Source organism: Streptomyces sp. NPDC059957, from assembly GCF_042730015.1.
In the GTDB taxonomy this organism is placed as follows: Bacteria; Actinomycetota; Actinomycetes; order Streptomycetales; family Streptomycetaceae; genus Streptomyces.
The window spans coordinates 13,436-39,084 of sequence record NZ_JBHWMB010000051.1 but is presented as its reverse complement, the minus strand read 5'-3'; the positions used below and the strand labels follow the sequence as shown (position 1 = coordinate 39,084).

The 25,649-nt window shown below is 71.4% G+C and carries 22 protein-coding genes and 2 pseudogenes; 7 read left to right on the top strand and 17 right to left on the bottom strand.

Annotated elements, in window-relative coordinates; translation table 11 throughout:
- Positions 1 to 131: 131 nt before the first annotated feature.
- From ACFWBW_RS28805 to ACFWBW_RS28740, 14 genes are all read right to left on the bottom strand, one after another.
- Positions 132 to 1,256 carry a prephenate dehydrogenase gene (locus ACFWBW_RS28805; protein WP_385378335.1) on the bottom strand — a complete coding sequence of 375 codons (1,125 nt, stop codon included), beginning with the start codon at positions 1,254 to 1,256 and terminating at the stop codon, positions 132 to 134.
- On the bottom strand, positions 1,256 to 1,633 hold the full coding sequence (gene aroH / locus ACFWBW_RS28800; protein ID WP_385378262.1) for a chorismate mutase: 378 nt from the start codon (positions 1,631 to 1,633) through the stop codon (positions 1,256 to 1,258). Before aroH ends, ACFWBW_RS28805 begins: the two co-directional genes overlap by 1 nt.
- Positions 1,634 to 1,681: 48 nt before the next feature.
- Complete coding sequence (locus ACFWBW_RS28795; RefSeq protein ID WP_385378259.1) at positions 1,682 to 3,088, bottom strand: class II 3-deoxy-7-phosphoheptulonate synthase; 1,407 nt, start codon at positions 3,086 to 3,088, stop codon at positions 1,682 to 1,684.
- A 156-nt stretch (positions 3,089 to 3,244) separates the two neighbouring features.
- On the bottom strand, positions 3,245 to 4,522 hold the full coding sequence (locus ACFWBW_RS28790) for a multidrug effflux MFS transporter (RefSeq protein WP_385378256.1): 1,278 nt from the start codon (positions 4,520 to 4,522) through the stop codon (positions 3,245 to 3,247).
- Positions 4,523 to 4,551: 29 nt separating this feature from the next.
- Positions 4,552 to 5,199, bottom strand: a complete 648-nt coding sequence (locus ACFWBW_RS28785; protein WP_385378253.1) for an NAD(P)-dependent oxidoreductase — start codon at positions 5,197 to 5,199, stop codon at positions 4,552 to 4,554.
- A gap of 77 nt (positions 5,200 to 5,276) precedes the next feature.
- On the bottom strand, positions 5,277 to 6,089 hold the full coding sequence (locus tag ACFWBW_RS28780; RefSeq protein WP_385378250.1) for a class II aldolase/adducin family protein: 813 nt from the start codon (positions 6,087 to 6,089) through the stop codon (positions 5,277 to 5,279).
- A 96-nt stretch (positions 6,090 to 6,185) separates the two neighbouring features.
- Positions 6,186 to 7,730: an FAD/NAD(P)-binding protein gene (locus ACFWBW_RS28775; RefSeq protein WP_385378248.1), complete on the bottom strand. Its 1,545-nt coding sequence runs from the start codon at positions 7,728 to 7,730 to the stop codon at positions 6,186 to 6,188.
- A gap of 173 nt (positions 7,731 to 7,903) precedes the next feature.
- Positions 7,904 to 8,947 carry a hypothetical protein gene (locus ACFWBW_RS28770; RefSeq protein WP_385378245.1) on the bottom strand — a complete coding sequence of 348 codons (1,044 nt, stop codon included), beginning with the start codon at positions 8,945 to 8,947 and terminating at the stop codon, positions 7,904 to 7,906.
- Position 8,948: 1 nt separating this feature from the next.
- Positions 8,949 to 9,446: a flavin reductase family protein gene (locus tag ACFWBW_RS28765; protein ID WP_385378242.1), complete on the bottom strand. Its 498-nt coding sequence runs from the start codon at positions 9,444 to 9,446 to the stop codon at positions 8,949 to 8,951.
- 80 nt (positions 9,447 to 9,526) lie between these two features.
- Positions 9,527 to 11,047 (bottom strand): 4-hydroxyphenylacetate 3-hydroxylase family protein, encoded by a 1,521-nt coding sequence (locus ACFWBW_RS28760; RefSeq protein WP_385378239.1) that lies wholly within the window; start codon positions 11,045 to 11,047, stop codon positions 9,527 to 9,529.
- A gap of 358 nt (positions 11,048 to 11,405) precedes the next feature.
- Positions 11,406 to 11,684, bottom strand: a complete 279-nt coding sequence (locus tag ACFWBW_RS28755; protein WP_385378236.1) for a LysR family transcriptional regulator — start codon at positions 11,682 to 11,684, stop codon at positions 11,406 to 11,408.
- Positions 11,685 to 11,880: 196 nt separating this feature from the next.
- Positions 11,881 to 12,264, bottom strand: a complete 384-nt coding sequence (locus tag ACFWBW_RS28750; protein WP_385378233.1) for a hypothetical protein — start codon at positions 12,262 to 12,264, stop codon at positions 11,881 to 11,883.
- Positions 12,261 to 13,874, bottom strand: coding sequence for a class I adenylate-forming enzyme family protein (locus ACFWBW_RS28745; RefSeq protein ID WP_385378230.1), 1,614 nt, complete (start codon positions 13,872 to 13,874; stop codon positions 12,261 to 12,263). The genes ACFWBW_RS28750 and ACFWBW_RS28745 overlap by 4 nt, the downstream gene beginning before the upstream one ends.
- A gap of 233 nt (positions 13,875 to 14,107) precedes the next feature.
- Positions 14,108 to 14,803: a ScbR family autoregulator-binding transcription factor gene (locus tag ACFWBW_RS28740; RefSeq protein ID WP_385378227.1), complete on the bottom strand. Its 696-nt coding sequence runs from the start codon at positions 14,801 to 14,803 to the stop codon at positions 14,108 to 14,110.
- Positions 14,804 to 14,969: 166 nt separating this feature from the next.
- On the opposite strand from ACFWBW_RS28740, the gene ACFWBW_RS28735 reads away from it, so the two are divergent.
- The 4 genes from ACFWBW_RS28735 to ACFWBW_RS28720 all read left to right on the top strand — a co-directional run bounded on the left by ACFWBW_RS28735 (position 14,970) and on the right by ACFWBW_RS28720 (position 19,209).
- Positions 14,970 to 15,914, top strand: coding sequence for a ScbA/BarX family gamma-butyrolactone biosynthesis protein (locus tag ACFWBW_RS28735; protein ID WP_385378224.1), 945 nt, complete (start codon positions 14,970 to 14,972; stop codon positions 15,912 to 15,914).
- Between the two features lie 149 nt (positions 15,915 to 16,063).
- Positions 16,064 to 17,326 (top strand): cytochrome P450, encoded by a 1,263-nt coding sequence (locus ACFWBW_RS28730; RefSeq protein WP_385378221.1) that lies wholly within the window; start codon positions 16,064 to 16,066, stop codon positions 17,324 to 17,326.
- A gap of 80 nt (positions 17,327 to 17,406) precedes the next feature.
- Entirely contained in the window at positions 17,407 to 18,171 is a 765-nt protein-coding gene (locus ACFWBW_RS28725) for an SDR family NAD(P)-dependent oxidoreductase (RefSeq protein WP_385378218.1), read from the top strand.
- A gap of 90 nt (positions 18,172 to 18,261) precedes the next feature.
- The gene (locus tag ACFWBW_RS28720) at positions 18,262 to 19,209 is read left to right on the top strand and encodes an NAD-dependent epimerase/dehydratase family protein (protein ID WP_385378215.1); all 948 of its coding nucleotides are present in this window, start codon (positions 18,262 to 18,264) and stop codon (positions 19,207 to 19,209) included.
- 22 nt (positions 19,210 to 19,231) lie between these two features.
- On the opposite strand, the pseudogene ACFWBW_RS28715 reads toward ACFWBW_RS28720, so the two are convergent.
- Positions 19,232 to 20,375, bottom strand: a pseudogene (locus tag ACFWBW_RS28715) (ABC transporter substrate-binding protein).
- Positions 20,376 to 20,933: 558 nt separating this feature from the next.
- On the opposite strand from ACFWBW_RS28715, the gene ACFWBW_RS28710 reads away from it, so the two are divergent.
- The 3 genes and pseudogenes from ACFWBW_RS28710 (at position 20,934) to ACFWBW_RS28700 (ending at position 23,120) form a co-directional block, all read left to right on the top strand.
- Entirely contained in the window at positions 20,934 to 21,929 is a 996-nt protein-coding gene (locus tag ACFWBW_RS28710) for an endonuclease/exonuclease/phosphatase family protein (RefSeq protein WP_385378332.1), read from the top strand.
- A 9-nt stretch (positions 21,930 to 21,938) separates the two neighbouring features.
- Positions 21,939 to 22,658 (top strand): annotated as a pseudogene (locus tag ACFWBW_RS28705) (alpha/beta fold hydrolase); the annotation flags it as partial.
- 30 nt (positions 22,659 to 22,688) lie between these two features.
- Entirely contained in the window at positions 22,689 to 23,120 is a 432-nt protein-coding gene (locus ACFWBW_RS28700) for a GNAT family N-acetyltransferase (RefSeq protein WP_385378329.1), read from the top strand.
- Between the two features lie 15 nt (positions 23,121 to 23,135).
- Here ACFWBW_RS28700 and ACFWBW_RS28695 read toward each other — a convergent pair whose 3' ends face one another.
- Positions 23,136 to 24,032, bottom strand: a complete 897-nt coding sequence (locus tag ACFWBW_RS28695) for a DMT family transporter (protein WP_385378212.1) — start codon at positions 24,030 to 24,032, stop codon at positions 23,136 to 23,138.
- Positions 24,033 to 24,131: 99 nt separating this feature from the next.
- The gene (locus ACFWBW_RS28690; RefSeq protein WP_385378209.1) at positions 24,132 to 25,487 is read right to left on the bottom strand and encodes an AMP-binding protein; all 1,356 of its coding nucleotides are present in this window, start codon (positions 25,485 to 25,487) and stop codon (positions 24,132 to 24,134) included.
- Positions 25,488 to 25,649 lie beyond the last annotated feature (162 nt).

The following is a 25,649-nucleotide window of genomic DNA, read 5'->3' as shown; positions in this document are numbered from 1 at the left end:
CGGCGTGGTGGGCGGTCGGACCAAGGGGTCGTACGGGGATCCGCGGATGCGGGGTCAGACGACGCAGGGGGCAGACGACACAGGGAGCAGACGACGCGAGGTCGCACGACACGAGGTCGCACGGCCCGGGGTCAGACCCCGACGGCCACCGGCGGAGCCTCGATCGGCCCCATCCGCTGGACCCGCCAGCCCGCGCTCATCAGGCCCTGGGACACGGTCACGGCGGTCCCGCGGGCGACCATCAGCTCGACCAGGCCGCTCTCGTCGCCCGGCGAGTGGTCGATGGTCATGTCCTCGATGTTGACGTCGAGTTCGGCGGCGTTCGCGAGGAGCCGGGCGAGTTCGCCGGGCTGGTCCCCGATCAGGACCCGGACCGGCGCGCAGGCGGGTACCGGGTGTCCGTGCTTGCCGGGGATGCGGTCGCGGCCGCTGATGCCGCGGCCGAGCAGGTCGGCCAGGAGCGTGGTGCCCTGGGCGCGTTCGTCGGCATCGTCGGTGGCGAGGCCCCGCAGGGCGGCCACGGTGACCTGGAGGTCCTCGGCGAGTTCGGTCAGCACGTCGGCGACCGCGGTGGCGTTGGACTCCAGGATGTCGCTCCACAGCCGGGGGTCTCCCCCGGCGATCCGGGTCACGTCGCGCAGCCCCTGCCCGGCCAGCCGGCAGGCGTCCTCCTGGAGGTGCTGGAGGCGGGCGGCCATCAGCGAGGCGACCACGTGCGGGGTGTGGGAGACGCGGGCCACGGCCCGGTCGTGCGCGTCGCTGTCCATGACGACGGGCACCGCCCCGCACAGCGAGACCATCATGAGCGCCATGTTGAGCGCTTCGCGGCTGGTGTGGGCCGTGGGGGTCAGCACCCAGGAGCGGCCCTCGAAGAGGGTGGCGCAGGCGGCGAGCGGGCCGGAGCGCTCCCGGCCGGCCATGGGGTGTCCGCCGATGAAGCTGACGGGGTCGGCGCCGGCGGCGAGGACCCCGATCTCCGGTTCGGTCTTGACGCTGGCGACGTCGGTGTACGAGCGGGCCAGGCCCAGCTTCTGCTGGGCGGCGAGGACGGCGCCGACCTGGGCCGGCGGGACGGCCAGTACGGCCAGGTCCACGGTGGTCTTCGGGGCGCCGAGGGTGCCGGCGCCCAAGGAGGCGGCCGTGCGGGCGGCCGAGTCGTTCTCGTCCATGAGGTGGACGGCCACCCCGCGGCGGGACAGGGCCAGGGCGATGGAGGTTCCGATGAGGCCCGTCCCCACCACCACGGCGGAGCGGATCATCTGGAATCTCCGGCGGTGACCAGGTCCTGGCGCAGGGCGGCCGCGCCGCCCAGGTAGATGTGCTTGATGTCGGGCTTGGGCAGGTCCGACTCGGCGTACGCCAGGATCCGCACCACGCGGGGCAGGGACCCGGCGATGTCCAGTTCCTGCGCGCACATCAACGGCACGTCGGTGACGCCCAGTTCCCGGGCGGCCACCGCCGGGAACTCGCTGACCAGGTCCGGGGTCGCCGTGAAGAGCACGCTGACCAGGTCGTCCTGGTCGAGCCCGTTGACGAGGAGCATCTCCTGGAACAGCTTGCGGACCCCGTCCAGCAGGTGGCCCCGCTCGTCGACTTCCAGCTGGATGGCACCGCGCAGGGCACGCACGGACATGGGCTTCTCCCTTTGCTTCAGGACGGTACGTCGATCGGACGCTCGGGATCAGGCGGCGGCCGGTACGGCTTCGCGCGGTACGGCTTCGCGGCGGGCCGCGCCGGCCGCCTGGCGGTCGCGGTACAGCTCGGCGACCCGGAAGGCCAGGTCGAGCGACTGCTTGCGGTTCAGGCGCGGATCGCACGCGGACTCGTAGCGCTGCCCGAGGTCGGCGAGCCGGACCTCGGCGCCGCCTCCGACGCATTCGGTGACGTCGTCGCCGGTCAGCTCGATGTGGATGCCGCCGGGGTGGGTGCCGAGCGCGCGGTGGACCTCGAAGAAGCCGGTGACCTCGTCGAGCACGTCGTCGAAGTGGCGGGTCTTGTGGCCGCTGGGCGCCTCGAAGGTGTTGCCGTGCATCGGGTCGCAGATCCACGCGGGGCGGGCGCCCTCGGCGGTGACCTTGCCGATGAGCTCGGGGAGGATCTCGCGGACGTTGCGGGCGCCCATCCGCGTGATGAAGGTGAGGCGGCCGGGCTCGCGCTGCGGGTCCAGCTTGTCGATGAGGCGCAGGGCCTCGTCGGCGGAGGTCGTGGGGCCGAGCTTGACTCCGATGGGGTTCTGCACCGTGGAGGCGAACTCGACGTGGGCGCCGTCCAGTTGACGGGTGCGCTCGCCGATCCAGATCATGTGGCCGGAGACGTCGTACAGCTTCCCGGTCCGGGAGTCGACGCGGGTGAGCGCGGCCTCGTAGTCCAGGAGCAGCGCCTCGTGGCTGGCGAAGATCTCGGAGGAGTGGACGGCGGCCGGGTCGGCGCCGCAGGCGGCGAGGAAGGTGAGGGCGTCGTCGATGTCCCCGGCGAGGCGCTCGTAGCGCTCGCCGACCGGAGAGGCGGCGACGAAGTCGCGGTTCCACTCGTGGACCTGGCGCAGGTCGGCGTAGCCGCCGGTGGTGAAGGCCCGTACGAGGTTCAGGGTGGCGGCGGAGGACTGGTACATCCGCTTGAGCCGCTCGGGGTCCGGGGTGCGGGACTCGGGCGTGAAGGCGAGGCCGTTGACGGAGTCGCCGCGGTAGACGGGCAGTTCGACGCCGTCACGGACCTCGGTGGGCTTGGAGCGGGGCTTGGAGTACTGCCCGGCGATCCGGCCGATCTTCACCACGGGCACGGAGCTCGCGTAGGTGAGGACGGCGGCCATCTGGAGCAGGGTGCGGACCTTGTCGCGGACCTGGTCGGAACTGACGGCGTCGAAGCTCTCGGCGCAGTCCCCGCCCTGGAGGACGAAGGCCTCGCCCCGGGCGACGTCGGCGAGCCGGTCGCGCAGCCGGTCGCATTCGCCGGCGAAGACCAGGGGCGGGTAGGAGGCGAGGTCGTCGAGCACGGAGCGCAGGGCGACCGGGTCGGGGTAGGACGGCTGCTGGGCGGCGGGCAGCAGCCGCCAGGTGTCGACGGCCGTGGCGTGCGTGGCGAGGGTCATGGTGGCTGTGCCTCGATCGGTTTCGGTGGAAAGGGAAGAGGTGTGGGCCTGTCGCCGCCCGGGATGGCGGCCCCGGGTGCCGGGGGTCCGTACGGTGGTGCGGCCGTACGGACCCCCGGTGGGCAATCCGCTGGGGGAGCCTGTCTCGCCAGGTGCCTAGACCGGCTCGTGGACCTGGGAGGGCCGGGCCTGGGGCGCCTGCTCCTCGGTCGCCGGAGCGCCGGACTCCTCGCCGGCGGCCTGGTGGCCCTTGGTGAGACCGAAGAAGAGCAGACCGCCGACGCCGAGCACGGCGATGACGATGCCCATCGGAACCGCGCTGTCCTCGCCGGCGAGGCCGACGAGCGGGACCACGGCCGCGCCGATCAGGTGCTGGGACAGGCCCAGCAGCGCGGCGGCCGAACCGGCCACGTCACCGTGGTCCTGGAGGGCCAGCGCGAAGGAGTTCGGCAGGACGAGGCCGACGCTGGAGACGACCAGGAAGAGCGCGACGAGCAGCGGGGCCAGCCCGGCGTCGGTGAGGACGACGGCGAGCAGCGCGAGGCCGCCGACCGCGGAGACGGTCAGACCGGTGGCGAGCAGTGCGCGCGGGCCGGTCTTGTGCACGATGCGGCCGCTGACCTGCGCGGCGATGACCAGGCCGAGGGCGTTGACGCCGAAGACGACGCTGTAGGCCTGCGGGGACATCCCGTGGATGGACTGGAGCACGAAGGTCGAGCCGGAGATGTACGCGAACATCGCGGCGAAGGCGAAGCCGCAGGCCAGGTTGTAGCCGACGAACACCCGGTCGCCGAGCAGCCGGCGGAAGATCGGGCCGGTTGCCTTGAGGCCGCCGCGCACGCGCCGTTCGGCGGGGTGCGTCTCGGGCAGGGCGCCGGCGACGCCGAAGAGCATCAGGGCGCCGACGATCGCGAGGGCGATGAAGATGCCCTTCCACGAGGTGACGAGCATCAGCTGGCCGCCGAGGACGGGGGCCAGGATCGGCGCGATGCCGGTGATGAGCATCAGCATCGCGAAGAACCGGGCCGCGGCGGGCCCGGTGTGCCGGTCGCGCACGACCGCGGAGGCGATGACGATGCCGGTGGCGCCGCCGAGGCCCTGGAGGGCGCGCAGCCCGACCAGCGTCCAGATGTTGGGGGCGAAGGCGCAGAGCAGCGCGGTGACGGCGAACAGCGCCAGACCGGCGATGAGCGGACGGCGGCGGCCGAGCGCGTCGCTGACGGGTCCGGCGATGAGCTGGCCGATGCCGAGGCCGAGCAGGCAGGCGGTGAGGCTGAGCTGGGCCGCCGAGGCGCTGGTGTGCAGGTCCTCGGCGATCTGCGGGAGGCCCGGCATGTAGGCGTCGTTGGCCAGCGGGCCGAGGGCGGTGAGTGCACCGAGGATGATGGCGAACCGGACGATGCCGGCGGCCTTCGGTGTCGCGGGTGAAGTCATGTTGCTGATCCCCTCCGGGGAACGCGGAATCAGTAGGCGACGGTGATGCGGGACTGGATCGCTTCGCCGCGCTCCAGTACGTCCGCGAAGGCGACCGCGTAGTCCGCGATGCTGATGCGGCTCTTGCCTTCGGCGTCGACCAGGAGCTGCTCGCCGCCGACGCGGTAGGTCCCGGTGCGCTCACCGGGCTCGATCTGGGCGGCCGGGGAGATGAACGTCCAGTCCAGGGAGTCGGCCTGGCGGTAGAGGCCGAGCGCCTCGCTCTGGGCGAGGGCGTTCTGCTTCCAGACGGCCGGGAAGTTCGGGTTGTCGATGACCTTGACGCCCGGGGCGACCTCCAGGCTGCCGGCGCCGCCGAGGACCACGACACGGCGTACGCCGCTGCGCGTCAGGCCCTCGATGAGCGCGTTGGCCGCACCGACGATGATCTTGTGGTCGTCGTCGACGCCGAGCTTGGGGCCGACGGCCGAGCCGACGGCGTCGTAGCCCGCCGCGGACAGTTCGGCCACGGTGTCGGCGCTGGTGGCGTCACCGGCGATCACCTTGAGGCCTTCGTGGGTGTTGCCCGCGATCTCACCGGTGCGGGTCACGCCGGTGACGGAGTGGCCGCGGGAGAGCAGTTCGCCGGCGATGGCGCTGCCGATGTGTCCGCTGGCTCCGAAAAGCAGGATGTTCATGGTGGTGCCTCTTCTTCCTCGGTGGTCTTTTCGGTGATTTTTCGGTGGTCGTGCCGGCCGGGGAGACGTCCCGCGGGCTAGTCCTCTTCGAGGAAGTCGGGCTGCTCGCGGATGATCTCGTCCCAGAGGAGCTGGAAGCTGAACCAGCCCAGCTGCTCGTTGCCGAAGCCGTCCCCGGCTGCGACGGCCTGCTCATGGGTGAAGCTCTTGGGCGTGCCCGCCGCCCGGGCGAGCAGCTGCACCTGGGCGCAGCTGTCGTAGGTGAAGAACCAGTGCACGGCCTCGTCGAGCGATCCGCCGACGGTTATCAGGCCGTGGTGGCGCAGGAGGATCGCGCGGTTGTCGCCGAGCTTCTCCGCGATGTCGCGGCCGAGTTCGGCGGAGACCGAGGGACCCTCGTACTCCTCGTAGAGGACCTGGCGGTTGTAGAAGGCCGCGGACTCCTGGTCGATGGGGTCCAGCAGGCGGCCCAGGGCGCCGAGCGCGCGGGAGTGCGCGGTGTGGCCGTGGGCGGCCGCCGTGGCACCCGGCTGCATCTCGTGGATGGCCGAGTGGATGACGAAGGCACTGGGGTTGACCCGGTGCCTGCCCTCCACGACGGTGCCCGCGGAGTCGACGCAGATGAGGTCGGCGACGCGGACCAGGTTGAAGGAGACGCCGAAGGGGTTCACCCAGAACCGGTCCTCGTGCTCCGGGTCGCGGACCGAGATGTGGCCCGAGATGCCCTCACCGAAGCCGTACTTGCCGAACAGCCGCAGCGCGGCGGCGAGCCGCTGCTTGCGGTGGCGGCGCGTCTCCTCGTGGGTGGCGAAGACCGGCTCGCTGGGGATCGGCAGGCCTGTGTGCGTGTCCGCCAGGTAGGCGGGCCGGTCGGTCTCGGTGATGCTCATGCTCGGGGTCCTCATCTCCGGAATCTCCGGGTCGTTTTCCGGCGGCGTACGGGTGCGGGTGCGGGTTCGCTCGCGGGGGTGCGGGTGCGCTCGCGGCTAGACCGTGAGCAGGACGTCCTCGTTCTCCTGGGTCGCGGCCGTGACGGTCTCGGCGTGCTGCAGGATCGCGCCGACGATGTCCTGGCTCCGGTCGACCAGGGAGGGGATGCCGAAGGTGAAGAAGAGCGAGCCGGCGGCGATGTTGCCGAGCCCGTACAGGCGCGGGTCGGGCCGGCCGTTGGTGGTGAGCTGGCTGGTCGGACGCGCTATGTGCAGGCCGCCGTGGGGGTGTCGGCTGGCGACGCGGCTGCGCATCAGCGAGGTGACCAGGGGCGCGGCGCTGGTGGGGATGCGCCCCTCGGAGGCGTTGACCGCGCTGATGACGCGGTCGGCCGTGAAGTCGTGCCCCTCGGCGGTGACGATGTCGAAGCCGGCCTCGGGGTTCGGGGTGATGTTCTGCAGCCCGGCGACGATCTCCAGCTTGTCCGCCTCGACGAGGTCGAGGAGGACTCCGGCGCTGCCGGGCGGCATGGGGCAGCACAGGCTCATGATCGTGCGGTAGTGGGCGCGCAGCAGCTGGACCTTGTCCTGTTCGCGCAGCATCGGCCAGACGTCGGGGCCGGTCTCGGGGACGGCCCGCTGGAGGATGCGCAGGCCCATGTGGGGGGAGTCGACCTCTTCGATCTGCCGGCGCAGCCGGTCGACCGGGTCCTCCAGGTCGACCCGGATGATCTCCGAGACCACCGCGTCGAGGTCGGCGCCGACGTCGCGGAACTCGGCCCGCATGATGGTGGCGATGTCGTCGAGGGTGACCTCGGGGTGGATCGCGGCCAGCTCCTCCATCCGGTGCGGGGTGAAGTGCCGCAGCTCGAAGGGGACCGCCTTCTGCCGCACGCCGGGCAGGACGCCGCGCCGGGACAGCAGGCTGATCTTGCCCTGGTGCCCCTGGGCGGCCAGCGACAGGATGATGTCGATGGCGGTCAGGCCGCTGCCGATGATCGCGACGTGCTCGCGCTCGCCGACGTCCGCCAGCTTGTTGACGATCGGGTACGGGTCCCCGACGAAGCCGGGGGTGTCGCCCAGACCGTAGACGTCCTTGGGGCTGTCGCCGCCGACGCACAGGATGGCGTAGTCGAAGGCGCGGGCGCGGCCGTTGCCGGTGCGCAGCAGCACCCGGTTGGCGGCGCGGCTCGCGGAGGTGACCCCCTCGCCGACGAGGTCGACCCGCCAGCCCTGGCGGCGCAGTTCGCCGAGCGCGGCGTAGGCCGTCTGCTCCAGGTACTCGCCGTAGACGGTCCGGGGGGCGAAGCGGCTCCCGGACCAGCGGTCGACTCCGGTGCGGACCCCTATGACCTTGTCCCGCGTCTCCAGCCAGTTCTCGAAGTGCTGGAGGTCGCCGGCGCGCACGGACATGTCGTCGGGGGTCGCGTTGACTTTCAGGGTCTCGGTGTCGACCTGGTAGGCACGCCCGCGCCACAGGTGCGGTGACGGTTCGAAGACCGTGAGGCTGCCCGGTTCGCTTTGTGTTCGCGACAACGCGTCGATCAAGCAGACTGCAGCCGCGCCTCCTCCGACGATGCCGATCGAGAATCCACGGGACATGTGTCAGTCACCTATCAATTCGTGGAAGGCGCGGGGTCGTCGTGCGCCGGCTGTGCTGTCCGCGATCACGGTGGCCCTTTCCTCGCCTACTCCGGGGATTCGGTGGAAGCCGCCGGCCACCCCCGGTGCGGCGGGGGTGAAGCCGGTCGGCCAATGGCTTGGGTCTTGTCGACTCAGGCAGCGGATTTCTTGAAGTTCTTCATCGAGACGGTGAAGTCCCCGCGGTTGGCGCGGTAGTCGATGCAGTACTCCTGCGGGTACCAGCCGCTCGTCTGCCACTGCTGCGGCTGCTTGACCGGCCAGCAGCGGCTCGGGTTGACCCCGGCGGCTATGCCCTCGAACCAGCCCTTCGTGATCATCGGCTCGAGGAAGCTGATCTTGGCGTCGTAGGAGCCGTATATGAAGGTCTGGGTGAAGGCGGTGGAGCCCCACTCGGGCGAGGTGAGGTCGACCAGGTGGTTGCCCATGGCGGCCTCGGCCACGCCCTTGTCCGTGTAGTCCTGCGGCATGTGCTGCGGGGCGAGCGGCTTGGTGGCCGTCGCGTAGTCGTCGCAGTTGATGGCCAGGCCGCAGGGGCCGCTGCGGATCGCGTCGCGCTCCGCCTTCGACTGCGTGTAGAAGTGGAAGTCGAAGTGCGGGTGGTCGTAGATGTGCTCCGGGCCGTGCCCCATCGGGTTGAAGTTGACCAGGGCCCACTTGAGCGGCATGCCCGGCAGCGAGGTGAACTGCGCGGGCAGGTCCAGCGGGCGCTCGTGGCCGCCGACGCACTCGGTGTGCTCGTTGACCGTGCCGTTACCGTCGATGTCGTAGCAGTGGTTGCCGTCGGTCATCGTGGTCGGCATGCCGGTCAGCGTGGACTTGGGGAAGACGATGCCCACGGTCAGCGGCTTGGAGCCCTCGATCTGAGCGTACGTCCGCAGGTTGCCGTTGCCGAGCGCGCTCGGGCTGCCGTACGAGGCGCAGGTGCCCGCGTAGGAGAGCGTCTCCTCGAGCAGCACCTGCGAGGCCCACCGCGCGACCTTGACGGTGCGCTCGCGGTTCGGGGCGTCGCGGGTCACCAGGCAGACCGTCACCGGGCCCGAGGTACGCGCCGCGGCCTGCGCCGTGGAGGCCGTGGCCTCGGCCGGGGCGCCGGGCAGGAGCAGCAGGGTCAGGGCTGATACGGCCAGGGCCGCCCCGAGGAGCACCCGCCAGCTCAGCAGCTTCTTCGCACGCACGTCACACCTGTTCCAGTTCGAATCTGTGGAAGCCGCCCTGAAGGAAGATCAGAGGGGTCTGGGTCTCGCGGGCGCCCATGGCGACGACTTCGCCGATGACCATCACGTGGTCGCCCGCCACCACGTGGTCGCGCAGGCTGCACTCCATCCAGGCAGCCGCGTCGAACAGCAGCGTCCCGGTGGTCTCGCCCGGCGCTCCGGCCACCTCCGTCAGCGCCTGGTCGCGCTCGGGCCGCCGGCGCGCGAAGGCGCGGGCGGTGGACTCGCCCTCGGCGCCGAGGATCGAGATCCCGACGACGCCGGTCCGCAGCAGCTCGGCGAAGAACTCCGAGTCGTGACGGAAGCTCAGGGACACCAGCGGCGGTTCCAGGGAGACGGAGGTGAGCGAGTTGACGGTGATCGCGTTGTGGGTGCGCACGCCGTCCTGGTCGGTGTAGGTGCTGACGACGCAGACCCCGGTGGCGAAGGAACGCATCACATCGCGCAGGTCGTGGTTCATGGCCGGGCCTCTCTGCTGGGCGCGGACGGGTGCGCCCGGCGCGTCGGCCGCGGGCACCCGTCCGTACGCGGGCTTGACGGTCAGTTCTCCTGGGCCCAGCGGCCGCGGGTCCAGCCGTCGAGGTCGTAGTCGTCCATGGCCCTCTGGACGAGGTCGCCGTAGTTGTCGAGCAGACCGGCGCCGCGCGACCAGTTCAGGGTGTCGAGGCGCACCTGGTCGGGACCGCCGGCGTAGTTGAGCTCGTACAGCTCGTGGCGGGCGCCGAACTCGGTGCCGATCGCGTCCCAGGCCAGCTTGAAGAGCTTGGTGCGCTCCTCGGCGGTGGCGCCGGTGCCGCGGTAGTAGCGGTCGAGCAGCGGGCGCAGCTCCGGGTTCTGCAGGTCCTTGGCGCTGGACGGGGTCATCAGCAGCGCGCCCGCGAGGTGCTCCTCGAAGAAGCGGTGCGTGCGCTCCCAGCTGAGCGGGGCGAGCGCCCGGTAGCCGGCCGAGTAGTCCATGCGCGGCAGTACGGTGCCGGCCGGGCCGGCCTCCGGGTCCAGGGCCATGGCGCTGGTGACGGCCCAGGTCTGGTGGCGCCAGGCGAGCAGCTCGCCGAGGCCGGCCTGGACGCCGCGGAAGCCGTCCGTGCCGTTGATGCGGGTGCCCTTGTCGAGGATGCCCGCCATGAACTCGAGCTTGACCGACATGCGGATCGCGCCCTGGAAGAAGCCGCGGGAGAGCAGGCCGGAGCGCGGGAAGTACTGGTGGATCTTCTCGGTGTCCCGGTAGATCAGGACGTTCTCCCACGGGATGAACGCCTTGTCGAAGACCAGCACGGCGTCGTTCTCGTCGAACCGGCTGGAGAGCGGGTTGTCGAAGGGGCTGGTGGCCTTGCCCTCGTAGGAGGTGCGGCAGACGACCTTCATGCCGGGGGTGTTCAGCGGGGCCATGAAGGCCAGCGCCATGTCCTCGGCCTTGCCGGCTTCCAGGTTGGCCAGGTGGATCTGGCCGACGAAGGCGACGTTGCTCAGCGCCGAGGCGGTGGCCATGAGCTTGGCGCCCTCGACGACGATGCCGTCCCCGCGCTCCTCGACGACCTTGAGGTAGACGTCGCGGATCTCGTGCGCCGGCTTGTTGCGGTCGACGGGCGGGTTGACGATCGCGTGGCTGATCGAGAGGCCCTGGCGGGCGTACTTCTCGTACCAGGCGCGGGCGTTGTCGCCGAAGGGCTCGTAGAAGTCGTGGGTGACGGCCAGGCCGGCCATGAACGACGCCTTGTAGTCGGGCGTGCGGTTCATGAAGCCGTAGCTCAGGCGGGCCCAGTGCTCGATGGCGTCACGGGCCTTGATGAGGTCCTCGGGCGAGTGCGCCGGGGTGAAGAAGCGGTGGACGCGGTACCCCGTGTACCGGTCGACCGTCGTCATCAGGTCCTTGGTGTCCGGGTGGTGGAGCGCGTCGTAGAGGTGCGCGGTCGACCGGGCGGCCATGGCGAAGGCCGGGTGCGTCGTCACGTCCTTGACGAGCTCGCCGTCCACGAAGACCTGGCGGCCGTCACGCAGGCTCTCCAGGTAGGAGTCGCCCGTCATGAGGTCGTTCGGAGCCTCGCCGGCCGACTGATCCACTATCGGGACCTGACCCATTTTGGTGTCCTCTCCAGGGGTAATACACGCGACCGCTGCCGGGCGCACAGTTCGATTGACCCGAGCGTAGGCACGGCCGCCGATCAGCTCTTGTTGGGCTGCGCACGAACAATTGCCCATCTACGCCAACCCTGGCGCCATCACGTTCCAGGGGGATACGTCAACAACCAGGCGGGGAAGCCTTGTCGACGCCACGGGGAAGGCCTGGTCGCGTTTTTCGATATTGCGGAATGATGAATTCCGAATGCCCGGAAATAAGTTCGGCCCGGCATCCATCCAAGTAATTCGGATACATGGCCGGGCCGAATGGAAAGGCATTACAAAACCGTCCGGCGGCTGGTCAGGCAGCGGGACGGGTCCGGCCGGCGGAGGCCGCGTCCATACAGGCGGCTTCGGCGATCAGAATGATCTTCTCCGCGTGCGGCAGCAGGCGCATGCCCGCCTCGGTGAGCTGGACCCGGCCGCCGGCGCGATGGAACAGCTCGGCCCCGATGTAGTCCTCGAGGTTCTTTATGTGGGCGGTGACGCTGGGCTGCGAGTAGTGGAGGTTGCGAGCGGCGCGAGTGAAGCTCATCTCGGCGGCTACTTCACGGAACGAGCGTAACTGCTGGAACTGCACGGCAGGGGCTCCCTTCTGCGAGACTCAGAGCCTCGGAGAACAGGAACATACCACGGTGCAGGTATAACTGCAGAGCGAGTATGCACGCTGCACGTTCCCGCACGACTCCGGACATACCTGTGGCCATGCCCGCAGGGAGGGCATGGCCACAGGTCAGCCCCCGTTTCGTGGTGGCCGGCGGGCTGGGCGGAGCGGACTAGTCGGACATCTCCATCGGCGACAGGAGGTCCCGGGCGATCTGCGGGAGCAGACGGTCGATCAGGACCCCCGTACGCGCGGATCCGTCGGCCGCGCGCGGGATCGCGTCGACGGCCACCGCGTGCGAGAGCACCCACGGCATGCGCCGCTCGCAGGCGGCCAGCGCGGCCTGGCGCCCGCCCGTCTCCTGGTCCTCCTCCAGGAGCGGTACGAAGGCCACCACCAGCGTCTCGCCCACCTCGGGCAGCCGGGTGCGCATCACCGCGACGTCCCTCACGCAGGGCAGGTCGAGGAGTTCGAGTTCGAGTGCGAAGAAGGCCGTCTCGAAGTCCTCCACCAGCAGTTCTTCGTACGGCTGGTCGTCGAAGGAGGGCAGGTTCACGCGGACATCTCCTGTTGCATCGACTGCTCAAGCTGCAGGTTCAGGGTGATGATGGGCAGCACCGCGTCGAGCAGGTCCGTGGTGCGGATCCGGCCCGTCGGGCTGTACGGGATGGTGTCGACGGCGATGACGTGCGCGGGCAGCGACGGCACCCGGCGGGCGCAGGCCGCGCTGAGCGCCTCGTACCCGGTGGCCTCCCGGCCGACCGCCACGGCGATGAAGGGGACCACGATCGCGTCGCCGAGCACCGGGCTGCTGACCCGCATGACGGCGGTGTCGCGCAGGCAGGGCAGGTTGAGCAGGTCCGACTCCAGCCGGAACAGCTCGGTGTCGACCGCCGAATCGCGGACGACCACGGGCACTTCGGTGACCCGCCCGGTGACCAGCAGCCGGCCGGTCTCGTCCACGTACCCGGACTCGTCGGTGACGAGGAAGCGCTCCTCACCCCAGCCGAGGTCCAGCGAGGTGAACCCGGTCTCGCCATCCAGGTAGCCGTCCATGACCTGGTGGCCCGCGAAGGCCAGGCGGCCGCTCTCGCCCTGCGCCACCGGCTGCCCGTCCTCGCCGAGGACGGCGACGGTGGTGCCGAGCGTGGTGTGGCCCGAGCGCGGCGGCGAGACCAGCAGCTCCTCTGGGCCCATGACGGCGGTCAGCCCGGTCTCCGCGCTGCCGAGCGCGGTGTGCAGCACCGGACCGAGCCGCTCCCAGGCCGTGTTGACGGTCCACCGGCCCAGGTGGGCGCCGGGAGTGAGGAGGAACCGCAGGTGGCGGGTGCGCGGCGAGGGCTCGGCGGCATCCGGCAGTCCGAGCACGCCGTGCAGGGCGGAGGGGGTGATCACGCCGGTGCTGACGCGCTCGGCGACGAGCATGCCGGTCAGGGCCTCGGGTCCGGCTCCGTCGGCGAGGACGACGGTGGCTCCGATGCCGAGCATCGTGCGGGCCAGCGCGAGGGCCGTGGGCTCGGTCGGCGGGGCGGAGGCCAGGTGGACGTCGTCCCGGTTGAGGCCGAACTCGTCGACGAGGTCGACCAAGTGGCGGCCCTCGGAGGGGGTGCGGCGCACGGCGATCCGGGAGGGGCCCTCACCGCGCCCGCTGACCGCGAAGGACTCGTAGGGCCGGGGCGCCGGCAGCGTGCGCAGGGGTTCCGCCGAGGTCAGCAGGTCGAAGTTGAGCGCCTGGTGCCTGCCCGGGGCGGCCGGGGCGCCGGGCGCCGTGACCCCGTCCAGGAGCACGTGCACGGCCTGCGGGCCGCTGGGCCAGACGAGCTGGTCGAGGGTGGCCCGGTGCTCCGAGGCCACGAAGACCACGGACGGCTCCAGCCAGGAGAGCACCTGGCCCAGGTCGTCCGTGCCGCTCTGCGGATCGAGACCGGTGCACGAGACGCCGAGGGTGGCGCAGGCGCTCATCGCGACGGTGAGCTGCCAGCTGTTCCCCGCGAGGAAGACCGCCCGCACCGCGCCCTCTTGGGGCAGGTGCTCGGCAAGTCCGGCCGCCGTCCGTTCCACGGTCTCGGCGAACTGGCCCCAGGTCAGCCGCACCTGGCCGTCGACCAAGGCATCCCGCGTCGCGCCGCCCGCCGCGTGCCGGCGGATGTCATCGAGCTTGATCATGTGGGTTCTCCGTGGTCGGTCAAGAGCCTCGTGTGTGGCTCGGGGCCGCGCCCATGGAAACAAACCTGCATGAAGGTAGGCAATGGTCATCGGAAGATCTGATGTAGCTGCCCGGAGCGCCGGTCCGGCCGCGGAAAACCCTCCGCCGGGCGTCGAAGACGCCCGGCGGAGGAAAGCGGGGAGGAAAGCGGGGAGGAACGCGCGGTCGCCGGGACGTTCCGGCGACGGACGGACTAGGCCTGGAGCTCGACCAGATCGACGGATTCAGCCTCGGCCCGCTCTCGCAAGTGCCGCTCCAGGTCGGCGGCGACCCGCTCGGCGCGGCCGGGAGCCATGTCGAGTTCGGCCAGGACCGTCGGCAGCGCGATGATCGGCATGACGTGCCTGAGCAGCACGGATACCCGTACTTCCAGGTCCTCCCAGTCGGACATCACCTCCGAGAGCACCTGCACTCCGGTGAAGCCGCCGACGATGAGGTTGGCGACCGCGTCCAGGTCCACGTGTGCGTGGAGTTCGCCGCACTCCCGGGCCTGCCCGAGGGCGAACCGGTTGTGGTCGATCCAGTCCTGGTAGGGACGCAGGCGGTGCTCGTGGTGGCTGCCGCGCTCCAGGGAGAGCCTCAGGCTGCCCTGCACGATCGGATCGCTGCGGATCTGAACGGCGAAGAGCATGCCCTTGTCGATCATCTCCTGGAGCCGGGTGCTCCGCGGCAGGATCGGGAAGCCGACCGTGTCGATCTGGCTGGCCAGGACTGCCTGGGCCAGCTCTTCCTTGCCCTTGAAGTAGTAGTAGAACGCACCCTTGGTCAGGCCGAGCCGTTGGTACACGTCCGCGATCGTGGCCCCGTTGAAGCCCTTCTCCGCGAACACGGCGCCGGCGGCCTCGACGATGAGTTGCCGGGTGCGCCGAGATGCCTCCCTCTGAGACAACTTCGCTCCTTCCACGGTGCTGGCGGCCACCGATGCACCTCCTCGGGGGTATGAGCATGTCACCGAAAACAGCCGTTGCAAATTATACCAGGCAGCACGTATCTTGCGGCGAACCGAGACATACCACGACTGGCTCGAATGTGCCTCGAAGTCCGGAGGGGAAATCATGTTAATCAGGTCCTATGCGAGCGAAAACACCCAAAGACCGTCGGTCGGGGTCTCAGATGCAAGGCCTCCGGCCATACCCAACTGGCTTGTGCACCGTCCCGACACCTCCGAGGTGTTCCTCTCGGCCTGGGAACGAACTGCTCCCGACCGATTCACCGTGACGCTGCGTTGGCCTGAAAGCCACCCGTTCCATACCGCGCTCCATGGTTTCCGTTCGCCCGCCGTGATCGCGGAGGCCATCCGCCAGGCGGGCATCCTGCTCTCGCACGCCGAGTACGGAGTCCCCATCGGGCACCAGTTCCTGATGTCCGACATCCGCTACCGGATCGATCCCGCTCTCCTGGCGGCGGACAGCGGCTCCCCCGTCCACATCGATGTCGTCTGCACCGACGTCAGACGCCGCGGCACCCGCTTCTCCGGCATGGTGTGCCACATGACCGTGGTGCAGGACGGCCAGGTCATCGCGACCGGCGGCGGCAACCTGACGTGCACCTCTCCCGGCGCCTACCGCCGGATGCGGGGTGAACACGCGGACGCCCGGCCGCTCCTGCCCGTGCCGGAACCGGTGGACCCCTCCCTCGTCCTGCGGACCGAGCCGAGCCACGTCCTGCTGGCCCCCACCGTGGACCCCCGGTGCTGGACCCTGCGGCCGCACACCACGAACAAGACGCTGTTCGCGCGCGAGAACGATCACGTCCCCGGCATGGTCCTCCTCGAGGCCACCCACCAGGCCGCCTTCGCCGTCGCCGGCCCCACCCGGCTGTACCCCACCGCGCTCCACCTGACCTTCGACCGGTACGTGGAGTTCCATTCCCCCTGCCTGATCCAGGCGCAGCCGGTGACGCGGAACCGGAACGACACCCTCTCCCTGAGCGTGTCCGGCCATCAGGGCGGCCAGCGGGTCTTCTTCGCCTCGCTGGAAGCAATTACCGTTTCGGCCTAATCTCCTCCCTTTCCTACGAAATGGCCGATGATTTCCTGCGATCCACTGGCCGAGACACCCCTGCGCAAAGTGGCGGCAGGGTCGTGGGCGTGCCAGCCTGTGACGTCATCGGACTCACCGTCACCAGCAGTTGTAGGAGGGATACTCCTGTGAGCAGGCAGTGCCCGTTCGTCATCGATCCGCTCGGCCAGGACATTCACGGGGAAATCAAGCAAATTCGCTCCCTGGGCCGAGCCGCGCGGATCGTGCTTCCTGGCGGAGTGGAGGCGTGGTCCGTCACCGACTACGCACTCGTGAAGCGCCTGCTCACCGATCCCCGGGTGTCGAAGGACGCGTACCGGCACTGGCCGGCGTGGATCAACGGAGAAGTCGACCAGGACTGGCCGCTGTCCATTTGGGTCTCGGTACAGAACATGGTCACCGCCTACGGCGAGGAGCACGCGCGCCTGCGCAAGCCGGTGGCGGGGGAGTTCACCAAGCGTCGCGTGGCGGCCCTGCGGCCGCGCGTCGAGGAGATCGCGGCCGGACTGCTGGACCGCCTGGAACAGACCCCGGCGGGACGGCCCGTGGACCTCCGCAAGGAATTCGCCCACGTTCTCCCGCACGCCGTCGTCTGCGAGCTCTTCGGAATTCCACATTCCGCCCGCGATCCCCTACAGAAGATCATCGACAGTTTCTTCGTCACCTCGATCACCCCCGAGGAGGCGGTGGCAAACGGAATAGCCATGTACGAAATCCTGAACGAAGTCGTGGCGCACAAGAGGGAAAACCCTGCCGACGACCTGACATCCGGCCTTGTCGCCGCACGCGACTCGGGCGCGGCGGACATGAGCGAGAAGGAACTGCTCGACAATCTCATCCTTCTCTTCACCGCCGGCTACGAGACGACGGTGAACCTCATCGACAACGCGGTGGTCTCCCTGCTCACGCACCCCGACCAGCTCGAACTCGTGCGGGACGGCAAGGCCTCGTGGGAGGACGTGATCGACGAATCCCTGCGCGCCGACCCGCCCGGCGCCCACAGCATCCTGCGCTTCGCCGTCGAGACGATCGAGATCGACGACGACGTGCGGATCCCGCAGGGCGACGCGATCGTCGTCTGCTTCGCCGGAGCGGGCCGCGACCCGCTCCACCACGGAGCCGGGGCGGACCTCTTCGACATCACCCGCGACACCCGCGCCGACCACGTGTCGTTCGGGTACGGAGCCCACCACTGCCTCGGCGTGAACCTGGCCCGGATGGAGGTCGCCATCGCCCTGTCGGCGCTCTTCGAGCGGTTCCCCGACATCGCCCTGGCCGTACCCGCCGATGAACTCCGGCCTAAGTTCTCGTTCGTTTCGAACGGCCACCGCACGGTTCCTGTACTCCTGGGCCGGTCCGGACCGCGCGAAGGGGCTTTTTCCAGCCAATAGTGCGCGGGCGAACCCTCCCTGAAAACCCCGCCGGGGCGGACCGAACCGGACCGCGCGAGACGGAAGACGGAAGACTCACCATGACGGAAAAGACCGGCCTCCTCGTGGGCAAGCGGGCCCTGATCACGGGCGCGAGCAGCGGGATCGGGGCGGCCGCCGCCCGGGTGTTCTGCGAGAACGGGGCCTCGGTGCTCCTCACCGCCCGGCGCGAGGAGCAACTGGCCGCGCTCACCCGCGAGCTGACGGACGAGGGTTTCACCGCCGCCTACGCCGTCGTCGACGTGGCCCGCGCCGAAGAGGTCGAGGCGGCGGTGGACAGGGCGGTGGAGCTCTTCGGGGGCCTGGACGCCGCCTTCAACAACGCGGGGCTGGGGACCGTGCCCGCGCCGCTGCACCTCACCGAGAACACGGACTTCGAGGCCGTGATGGCCACCAACGTCCTCGGCACGTGGAACTGCATGAAGTACGAGATCGCCGCGATGCTGCCGGGCGGCGGGGCGATCGTGAACAACAGCAGCGTCGCGGGCCTGGTCGGCACCCCGGCGTCCGCCGCGTACATCGCGGCGAAGCACGCCGTCATCGGCCTGACGAAGGCCGCCGCCGACTACTCCGCCCAGGGCATCCGGGTCAACGCCATCGCTCCCGGCACCACGCGCAGCGAAATGACGGCCCAGTGGTTCGACCTGAACCCGGGCCTGGAGGAAGGTCTGCACGCCATGGCCCCGCTGCCGCGTACGGCGGACCCCCGCGAGATCGCGCACGCGGCCGCGTGGCTGCTCAGCGACCAGGCGTCCTTCGTGGTCGGCGCGACCGTCCCGGTGGACGGCGGCTGGACCGCCCGCTGAGGCGTCCGCTCCAAGAAGCACGAGAAGAGCCGTACGGACGCAGCGGAGCACCCTGCCGGGCGCCGTAACCACGTCGAGGGAATCGAGCCCATGCACATATCCGAGAGACCCCGGGTGATCGTCCTGGCGGGAGCCACCGGCTTCATCGGCTCTGCCGCGCTGGACGCCCTGGCCCGCCGTCCCGATGTCCGCGTGCGGGCCCTCGCCCGCACCCCGGGTGCGGCGCGCGAAGGCGTGGAGTGGGTGCCCGCGGACCTGTGCGACCCCGGGTCGCTGCGCGGGGTCTGCGAGGGCGCGGCCGCGCTGGTGAACCTGGCCTCCTACATCGGGCGGGACGAGGAGCGCTGCCACACGGTCAACGTCGTGGGCGGCGGAGCCCTCCTCGCGGAGGCCGTGCGGGCGGGCGTGCGCCGGATCGTCCACCTGTCCACGGCCGCGGTCTACGGGAACCTCCCGCATCGCGGCATCGACGTCGACGAGGTGGCCCCGGACCCGGTGTCCGCCGCGAGCCGCAGCCGGCTGGCGGCGGAAGCTCCGGTGCTGGCCGCCGGCGGGACCGTCCTGCGGCCGGGTCTGGTGCTGGGCGCCGGTGACCGCTGGGTGGTCCCGGCCCTGGCCGAGCTGGTCGACCGGGTCCCGGCCAACTGGGACGGCGGCCGCGCGCTGCTCTCCGTGATCGACGTCTGCGAGCTGGCCCGCCTGATCGACGCCCTGGCCACGGCCCCGGGCCCCCTGCGCGGCGGGATCCACCACGCGAGCCACCCGGCCCCGGTGAAGAGCGCCGACCTCGTGTCGGCCCTGGCCACCGAAGGCATCCTGCCCGAGGTGCGGGAGGAGTGGCCGTGGGACCGCTGCGTGGAGCGACTCCGCGAGCGTCCCGGCCGGGTGACGGAGCGGCAGTTCTCCCTGCTGGCCCGCGACTACCACCAGCGCGCCGACCCCATCTGGCGGCTGACCGGCCTGCGCCCCACGCCCACGGCCCTCGCCCTGCTCCCCTCCGCGGCCCCCTGGTACCGCGCCCACCTGACCCGCGTCTGAGGGACGCCGCCGGGCGGCCGGGTCAGCGCACGCCTTCGCCCTCCCCGTCCAGGATCCGGAAGCGGCCGATGTCCTGCGGATCCCGGTCGACCACACGAACCGGTGCCCGGTCCCACTGCCAGACGCTGATCCCCGGCGTCCGCGAGAACCGGATCGGCCCCCGGGTCCCCTCCACCGCCACCCTCGGCCACGCCCCTGCGACGGCCGCCCGGTCCGTGCCGTGCGAACGCAGTACCTCGGCGAGGACGGTGACGCTGTCCCAGCCCTCGAAGGCCACGAACGAGGGCTCCTCGCCCAGCCGTTCGCGGAGCTCCTTCGCCACCCGCTCGCCGAGCGGACCGAGCCGCTCCGGCAGGTAGCGCAGGAAGGGGATCCCGGCGCCGTCCGCGCCCAGCGCCCCGGCCCACCCGGCGAACTCCGGCTGTCCGGCCGGGGCCCCCATCAGGACCTCCCCGAGCCGCCGGTCTCCCCGTACGGCCCTGACGATCGCCGCCGCCGGCTCCGGATATCCGACCAGCAGGAGGAGCGCCGTCGCACCGTGCTCGACGAGCGCGTCGCACAGGCCCCCGGGGGTGAGCGCGTTGGCGTCGAACTCGACGACGGCGGCCCCGCGGGAAGCGAGGCGGTCCCGCAGGATGCGGGTCCCGGAGGCCCAGTAGACGCTCGGCTGGGTCACCACCGCGATCCGCCGGTGGCCCGCCCCGAGGAGGAAGTCCGCGTACGTCCGCCAGCCGTGGGACTGGGCCGGGGCCAGGCGCGCGACCCACTCCGTCGGCTGCTCGGTGAGCGTCGAGCACCGCGGAGGAGCAGAGGAACGGCACGCCGAGGGCGTCGGCCCGGGCGGCGGCGGCCCGGGCGACGACGCTGTGGTACTCCCCCACCACGGCGGCCACACCCAGACCGGCCAGTTCCACCACGGCCGCCGCGGCGCGCTCCGGGTCGGCCGCGGTGTCCCGGACCACGAGCTCCAGCGGCCGACCATCGATCCCTCCCGCGTCGTTGACCTCGCGCGCGGCCAGCTCCAGCCCCGCGAGCAGGTGCCGCCCGGCCTCGACCCAGCCCGGCGGCGTCAACGGCACGAGAGCCCCCAACCGCACGACCTCCCCGCCGGCCCGCTCCCCTGATGACGACCATGCCGACGCGTTCACAGTGTGCTGCTCCTCCATCCCGCGCCGATGCGCCCGCGACCGCGGTCCGCCCGACGCGCCCGTTTGATCATCGCGCCCATTGGATCCACTCCCGCCACCCGTGGCAACCGCTTACCCCCGGACACACACCCCCACGGGAACCGGGTCCCCCACCGCCGACGTCGTCGTACCAACCACACGTCACACCGCACCCCCGAACGAAACAGGCAGGAACGGCCCATGACCCAGGCAAACACGGGCCCGACCCCCGACCCGACTCCCGGCCCGACCCCCGGCCCGACTACGGGCCCGCCCCCCGGCCCGACCCGCGGCTCGACTCCCGACCCAACTACCGACCCGACTACGGGCCCGCCCCCCGGCCCAACCCCCGGCCCGACTACGGGCCCGCCCCCCGGCCCGACCCGCGGCTCGACTCCCGACCCAACTACCGGCCCGACTCCGGGCCCGACCCACGAGCCGACCCCCGACCCGACCCGCGGCTCGACTTCCAGCCCAACTCCCGACCCAACCCCCGCCTCGACCCCCAGACCTCACCCCCTCCTCCCCCGCCGGCCACCCCGCCCCGCCCGTCGCCCACTGCCCTGGCCGGCGGCCCGTACGACAGCCCTCCCCGCACTCGCCCCCGTACTGCGCTCCACACTCGTCCCCGTAGTCCTCTCCGTCCTCCTCGCCGCACTGCTCGCCCGCCCCTCCCTCGTCCCCAACACCCCCGGCCATCCCGGCAGTTTGCTGGAGACGTTCCTCCCCTGGCTCGGCCTGGCCGTCCCCCTCCTCCTCGCCCTGGCCCTGCGACGCCGCTCCGCCGCCACCGCCCTGGCCGTGCTGCTCCCCACCACCGCCTGGCTCGGCCAGTTCGGCAACCTCCTCCCCCACCCCGCCACCCCGGCCCCCACCACCCGGACCACCCTGACCACCGTCCAGCACAACATCAGCGACGAGAACCCGAACCCCTCCCGCACGGCCAAGGCCCTCGCCGCCGGCCACCCCGCCCTGATCGCCGTCGAGGAGCTCACCCCCGCCGCCATCACGGCCTTCGCCACCACCCTCGCCGCCGACTACCCCCACCACGCCACCCACGGCACGGTCGGCCTCTGGTCGGCGTACCCGCTCACCGACGTCCGCCCCGTGGACATCAAGCCGCAGTCCCTCGCCGGCGACCCGCACTGGAACCGCGCCCTGCGCGCCACCGCCGCGACCCCCGGCGGGCCCGTCGCCGTCTACGTCGTCCACCTGCCCTCCCTGCGCCTCGGCGCGTCCGGCTTCGGTTCCGCCCGCCGTGACGAGAGCGCCCTCCTCCTCGGCGCCGTCCTCGCCGCGGAACCCGCCGACCGCGTCGTCCTGCTCGGGGACCTCAACGGCACCGCCGACGACCGCGGCCTGGCCCCCGTCCGCACCGCCCTGGCAGCAACAGCGACAACGGCCCCCGGCTTCGCCTTCACTTGGCCCGCGGCCTTCCCCCTGGCCCGGATCGACCAGATCCTGTCCCGATCTGGCACGGTCACCGGGGTCCGTACGCTCCCCGCCACCCCGAGCGATCACCTGCCCCTGACCGCCGACATCCAGTTCGATTAGCGTACGTTCATGACTGAATTCGTACTGGTGGCAGGCACGTGGCTGGGCGCGGCGGCATGGGACGAGGTGGCCGCCGAACTCCGCACCGCACTGCGCACCGCGGGCGGCGGCGACCACGAGGTCCACGCACTGACCCTGTCCGGCCTCGCGGACAAACAGGGCGTAGCGGCCGGCCAGCAGACGCACGTCTCGGACATAGTCGACGCCATCGACGGACTCGGTCTGCGCGATGTGGTCCTCGTGGGCCACAGTTACGCCGGAATCCCGGTCGGCCAGGCCGCCGAGCGGATCGGCGCCCGCCTGAACCGGGTGGTCTTCGTCGACGCCAACGTCCCCACCCACAACGGATCCTTCGTCTCCGCCTGGCCGGACGGCCGCTCAGCCGTGGAGTCCTCCATCGCGGCGAACAACGGCTTCTGGCCGCCCCAGCAGGCCGCCGACTACGAGGGCCAGGGCCTCACCGCCGAACAGATCGCCAGGCTCCTCGCCGGCGCGACCCCGCACCCGGGCGCCACCCTCACCGAACCGGCCGTACTGACCCACCCGCTCGCCGAGCTCCCCGCGACCTACGTCAAATGCCTCCTGGACGGCGTCGACCCCCACCCCGACGTGGCGGAGCTCCTGTCCACCGGCCCGGACTGGCAGCTGGTCACCCTGGACACGGGCCACTGGCCGATGTTCTCCGCCCCCTCGGCCCTGGCCCGCGTCCTCCTCGAAGCCGCCGCCCAGGACACCCCGCCGCCGGCTTCCGCTCTCCTCATCAGCCCGGTGCGCGCCACCTCCGAAACCGCCCTGCACGACTGGCAGCACGTCCACAACACGGTCATCCCGACGGCCGTCCTCTCCCTCGAGGACGTACGGGAGCGCTCCGCGCGCCACGTCCTGCACGTCGCCCACTTCGGCGACACCCTCGTCGGGTGCACGACGGTCCGTCCCCCCGCCGCGGGCTCCACGACCGCGACCGTCATCGCGCGCGTCCTTCCCGCCCACCGGGGACGGGGTTTCGGCCGGGAGCTGTACGCATACGCCCTCTCCCAGGCACGGAGCCTGGGAGGCGAGGTGATCGAGACGGTGGTCCTCACCTCCAATCCCGAGGGCCTCGCCTTCGCGCAACGAGCCGGCTTCACCGAGTTCGACCGCTACGTCCTCCCGGGCGACACCGTGCCCTACGTGGACCTGCGCCTCGCCTGAGCACAGGACCCAGGCCTAGGCCGGCAGGCCCCGCCGCCTCCGGGAGACGGCGACACCGGCCAGGCAGACCGCACCGCCGACCAGGGTCAGCGCGGCCGGGATCTCGTCGAGGGCGATCCAGGCGATGAGCACCACGACGGCGGGCACCGCGTAGGTGGTGGCGCCCATCTTCCCCGCGGTGGTCCGCGACAGCGCGTACGTCCAAGTGGTGAAGGCGAGCGCGGTCGGGAAGAGCCCGAGGTAGAGCATGTTCAGGACGGCGTCGAGCGGGGCCCCGGGAAGCTGGTCGACGAGCTGCCCGACGAAGGGCAGCGTGACGGCCGTACCGACGAAGCAGCCGTACGTCGTCACCTGGAGCGGGCTCGCGTGCGCCAGTGCCGGCTTCTGCGCGACCACCCCCGCCCCGTACGTGAGCGCGGCGACCAGGCAGAGCAGGACCCCTCCCAGCGAGGCGGTCCCGCCGTTCGAGGTGGACAGCCCGACCAACACGGCTCCTGCGAACGACACTGCCATGCCCGCCAACAGCATGGGCGGGAAGCCCTCCTTCAGCAGCCAGCCGCTGAGCAGGGCGATCACGATCGGGCCGATGTTGACGATCATGGCCGCGGTGCCGGCGTCCACGAGCTGCTCGCCCCAGTTCAGCGTCACCATGTACAGCCCGAACCAGAGCACCCCGGAGACCAGGATCCCGGGCCACGCCTGCTTCGGTGGCGGCGGCACCCGCTTGACGAGCAGGACCAGCCCGAGCGCGACCGAGGCCGTCAGCAAGCGTCCGAACGCGAGGGCTCCGGGCCCGAAGTGCGCGGCCGCCGAACGGATGGAAACGAACGCGGAGGCCCACAGCACGACGGTCACCGCGGCGGCTATCAGCGCCCACCGGTCGGTCCTGACCTGATCAGACGTCTTGTTCATGCGAGCAAGCTACCCGCCCCGCCCGAAAGGCCCGTTGCCCTTTTCCGGCGTCAGGCGTCAGGCATCAGGCGTCAGGCATCAGGCGTCAGGCATCAGGCGTCAGGCGTCCGGCCCCAGCAGCAACAGCTTCTTCTGCGGCTTCCCCATCGCATTGCGCGGAATCTCCGCGACGAACCGCACCTCGCGCGGCCGCTTGTGCACCGACAGGTGCGCGGCGACGAAGTCCGTCAGTTCCCGGCCCGTGACGCCCTCGGCCACCACGAAGGCCACGATCCGCTGCCCGAGGTCCGCGTCCGGCAGCCCCACCACGGCCGCCTCGCTCACCTTGGGGTGATCCAGCAGCGCGTTCTCGATCTCGCCGGCGCCGATCCGGTACCCGCCCGACTTGATCATGTCGATGGAGGCCCGGCCGACGATCCGGTGGACTCCGTCGGCCTCGTCGACGGCCGCGATGTCGCCCGTACGGAACCACCCGTCCTCCGTGTACGCGGCCGCCGTCGCCTCCGGCCGGCCCAGGTACCCGGAGAACAGCGTCGGGCCGGTCACCTGCAGCTCGCCGATCTCGGCGCCCGCCTCGGCCACGATCCGCGTACGGATGCCCCGGAGCGGAGTGCCGACCGTCCCGGGCCGCACCGCCCCGCCCGCGCGCCCGCTCACCGTGATCAGCGTCTCGGTCATCCCGTACCGCTCCACGGGCCGCAGCCCGGTCAGCCGCTCCAGGTCCCGGAAGACCGGCGCGGGCAGCGCGGCACTGCCGGAGACGAGCAGCCGGGCGCCGCCCAGCGCGGCGGCGGCCGCAGGCGCCCCCGCGATACGGGACCACACGGTCGGCACCCCGAAGTACAGGCTGCCCCCGGCCGCCGCGTAGGCCTCGGGAGTGGGCCGGCCGGTGTGCACGAGACGACTTCCGGTACGCAGCGCTCCGAGCACCCCGAGAACGAGCCCGTGCACATGGAACAGCGGCAGCCCGTGCACGAGGGTGTCCTCGGCGCTCCACTGCCAGGCTTCGGCGAGGGCGTCGAGATCGGCGGCCACGGCCTCGGCGGTGAGAACGACCCCCTTGGGCGGACCGGTCGTCCCGGAGGTGTAAAGCACGAGCGCGCCCCGCCCGGACCCCGCCGGCTCCCCCAATTCCCCCACACCCCCACCGTCTCCCCGCCGTGCGAAGTCCACGTCGACGAGCACCGCGCCGGAGTCCCGCAGGATGTGCTCCCGCTCGGCGGGCCCCGCGTCGGGCGGCAACGGTACGAAGGGCACCCCGGCCAGCAGCCCGCCGACCACGGCGGCGACGGTCTCCAGCGAGGCCGTAGCGGTCACCGCGAAGGCGGGCGCCCCGGCGACATCGGCAGCCACGGCACGGGCCGCACCGAGCAGCTCCTCATAGGAAGCCCCCCGCCCGGCCACCCGCAGGGCATCGCCCCGATCCCCGTAGACCCCGGTAAGCGCGGTCAGCACTGTTCCCCCCACGGAGTCCGATCACCCACCAACCACCCCACCCTACGACCGCCGGCGCGTGCCCACCCCAGCCGACGCCAGCCCATCCCACCCCCGCCAACGCCTGCCCACCCCAGCCCCGCCGGCGTTTGAGGCGCGGGGTCCGGGGCGGAGCCCCGGGGG

Coding starts and splice junctions, on each gene's coding strand:
- ACFWBW_RS28765 (WP_385378242.1), bottom strand. CDS start 9,446: ATGAACCACGACCTGCGCGATGTGATGCGTTCCTTCGCCACCGGGGTC.
- ACFWBW_RS28780 (WP_385378250.1), bottom strand. CDS start 6,089: ATGAGCATCACCGAGACCGACCGGCCCGCCTACCTGGCGGACACGCAC.
- ACFWBW_RS28695 (WP_385378212.1), bottom strand. CDS start 24,032: ATGAACAAGACGTCTGATCAGGTCAGGACCGACCGGTGGGCGCTGATA.
- ACFWBW_RS28790 (WP_385378256.1), bottom strand. CDS start 4,522: ATGACTTCACCCGCGACACCGAAGGCCGCCGGCATCGTCCGGTTCGCC.
- ACFWBW_RS28720 (WP_385378215.1), top strand. CDS start 18,262: ATGCACATATCCGAGAGACCCCGGGTGATCGTCCTGGCGGGAGCCACC.
- ACFWBW_RS28735 (WP_385378224.1), top strand. CDS start 14,970: ATGTTAATCAGGTCCTATGCGAGCGAAAACACCCAAAGACCGTCGGTC.
- aroH (WP_385378262.1), bottom strand. CDS start 1,633: ATGTCCGTGCGTGCCCTGCGCGGTGCCATCCAGCTGGAAGTCGACGAG.
- ACFWBW_RS28775 (WP_385378248.1), bottom strand. CDS start 7,730: ATGTCCCGTGGATTCTCGATCGGCATCGTCGGAGGAGGCGCGGCTGCA.
- ACFWBW_RS28785 (WP_385378253.1), bottom strand. CDS start 5,199: ATGAACATCCTGCTTTTCGGAGCCAGCGGACACATCGGCAGCGCCATC.
- ACFWBW_RS28795 (WP_385378259.1), bottom strand. CDS start 3,088: ATGACCCTCGCCACGCACGCCACGGCCGTCGACACCTGGCGGCTGCTG.
- ACFWBW_RS28745 (WP_385378230.1), bottom strand. CDS start 13,874: ATGATCAAGCTCGATGACATCCGCCGGCACGCGGCGGGCGGCGCGACG.
- ACFWBW_RS28725 (WP_385378218.1), top strand. CDS start 17,407: ATGACGGAAAAGACCGGCCTCCTCGTGGGCAAGCGGGCCCTGATCACG.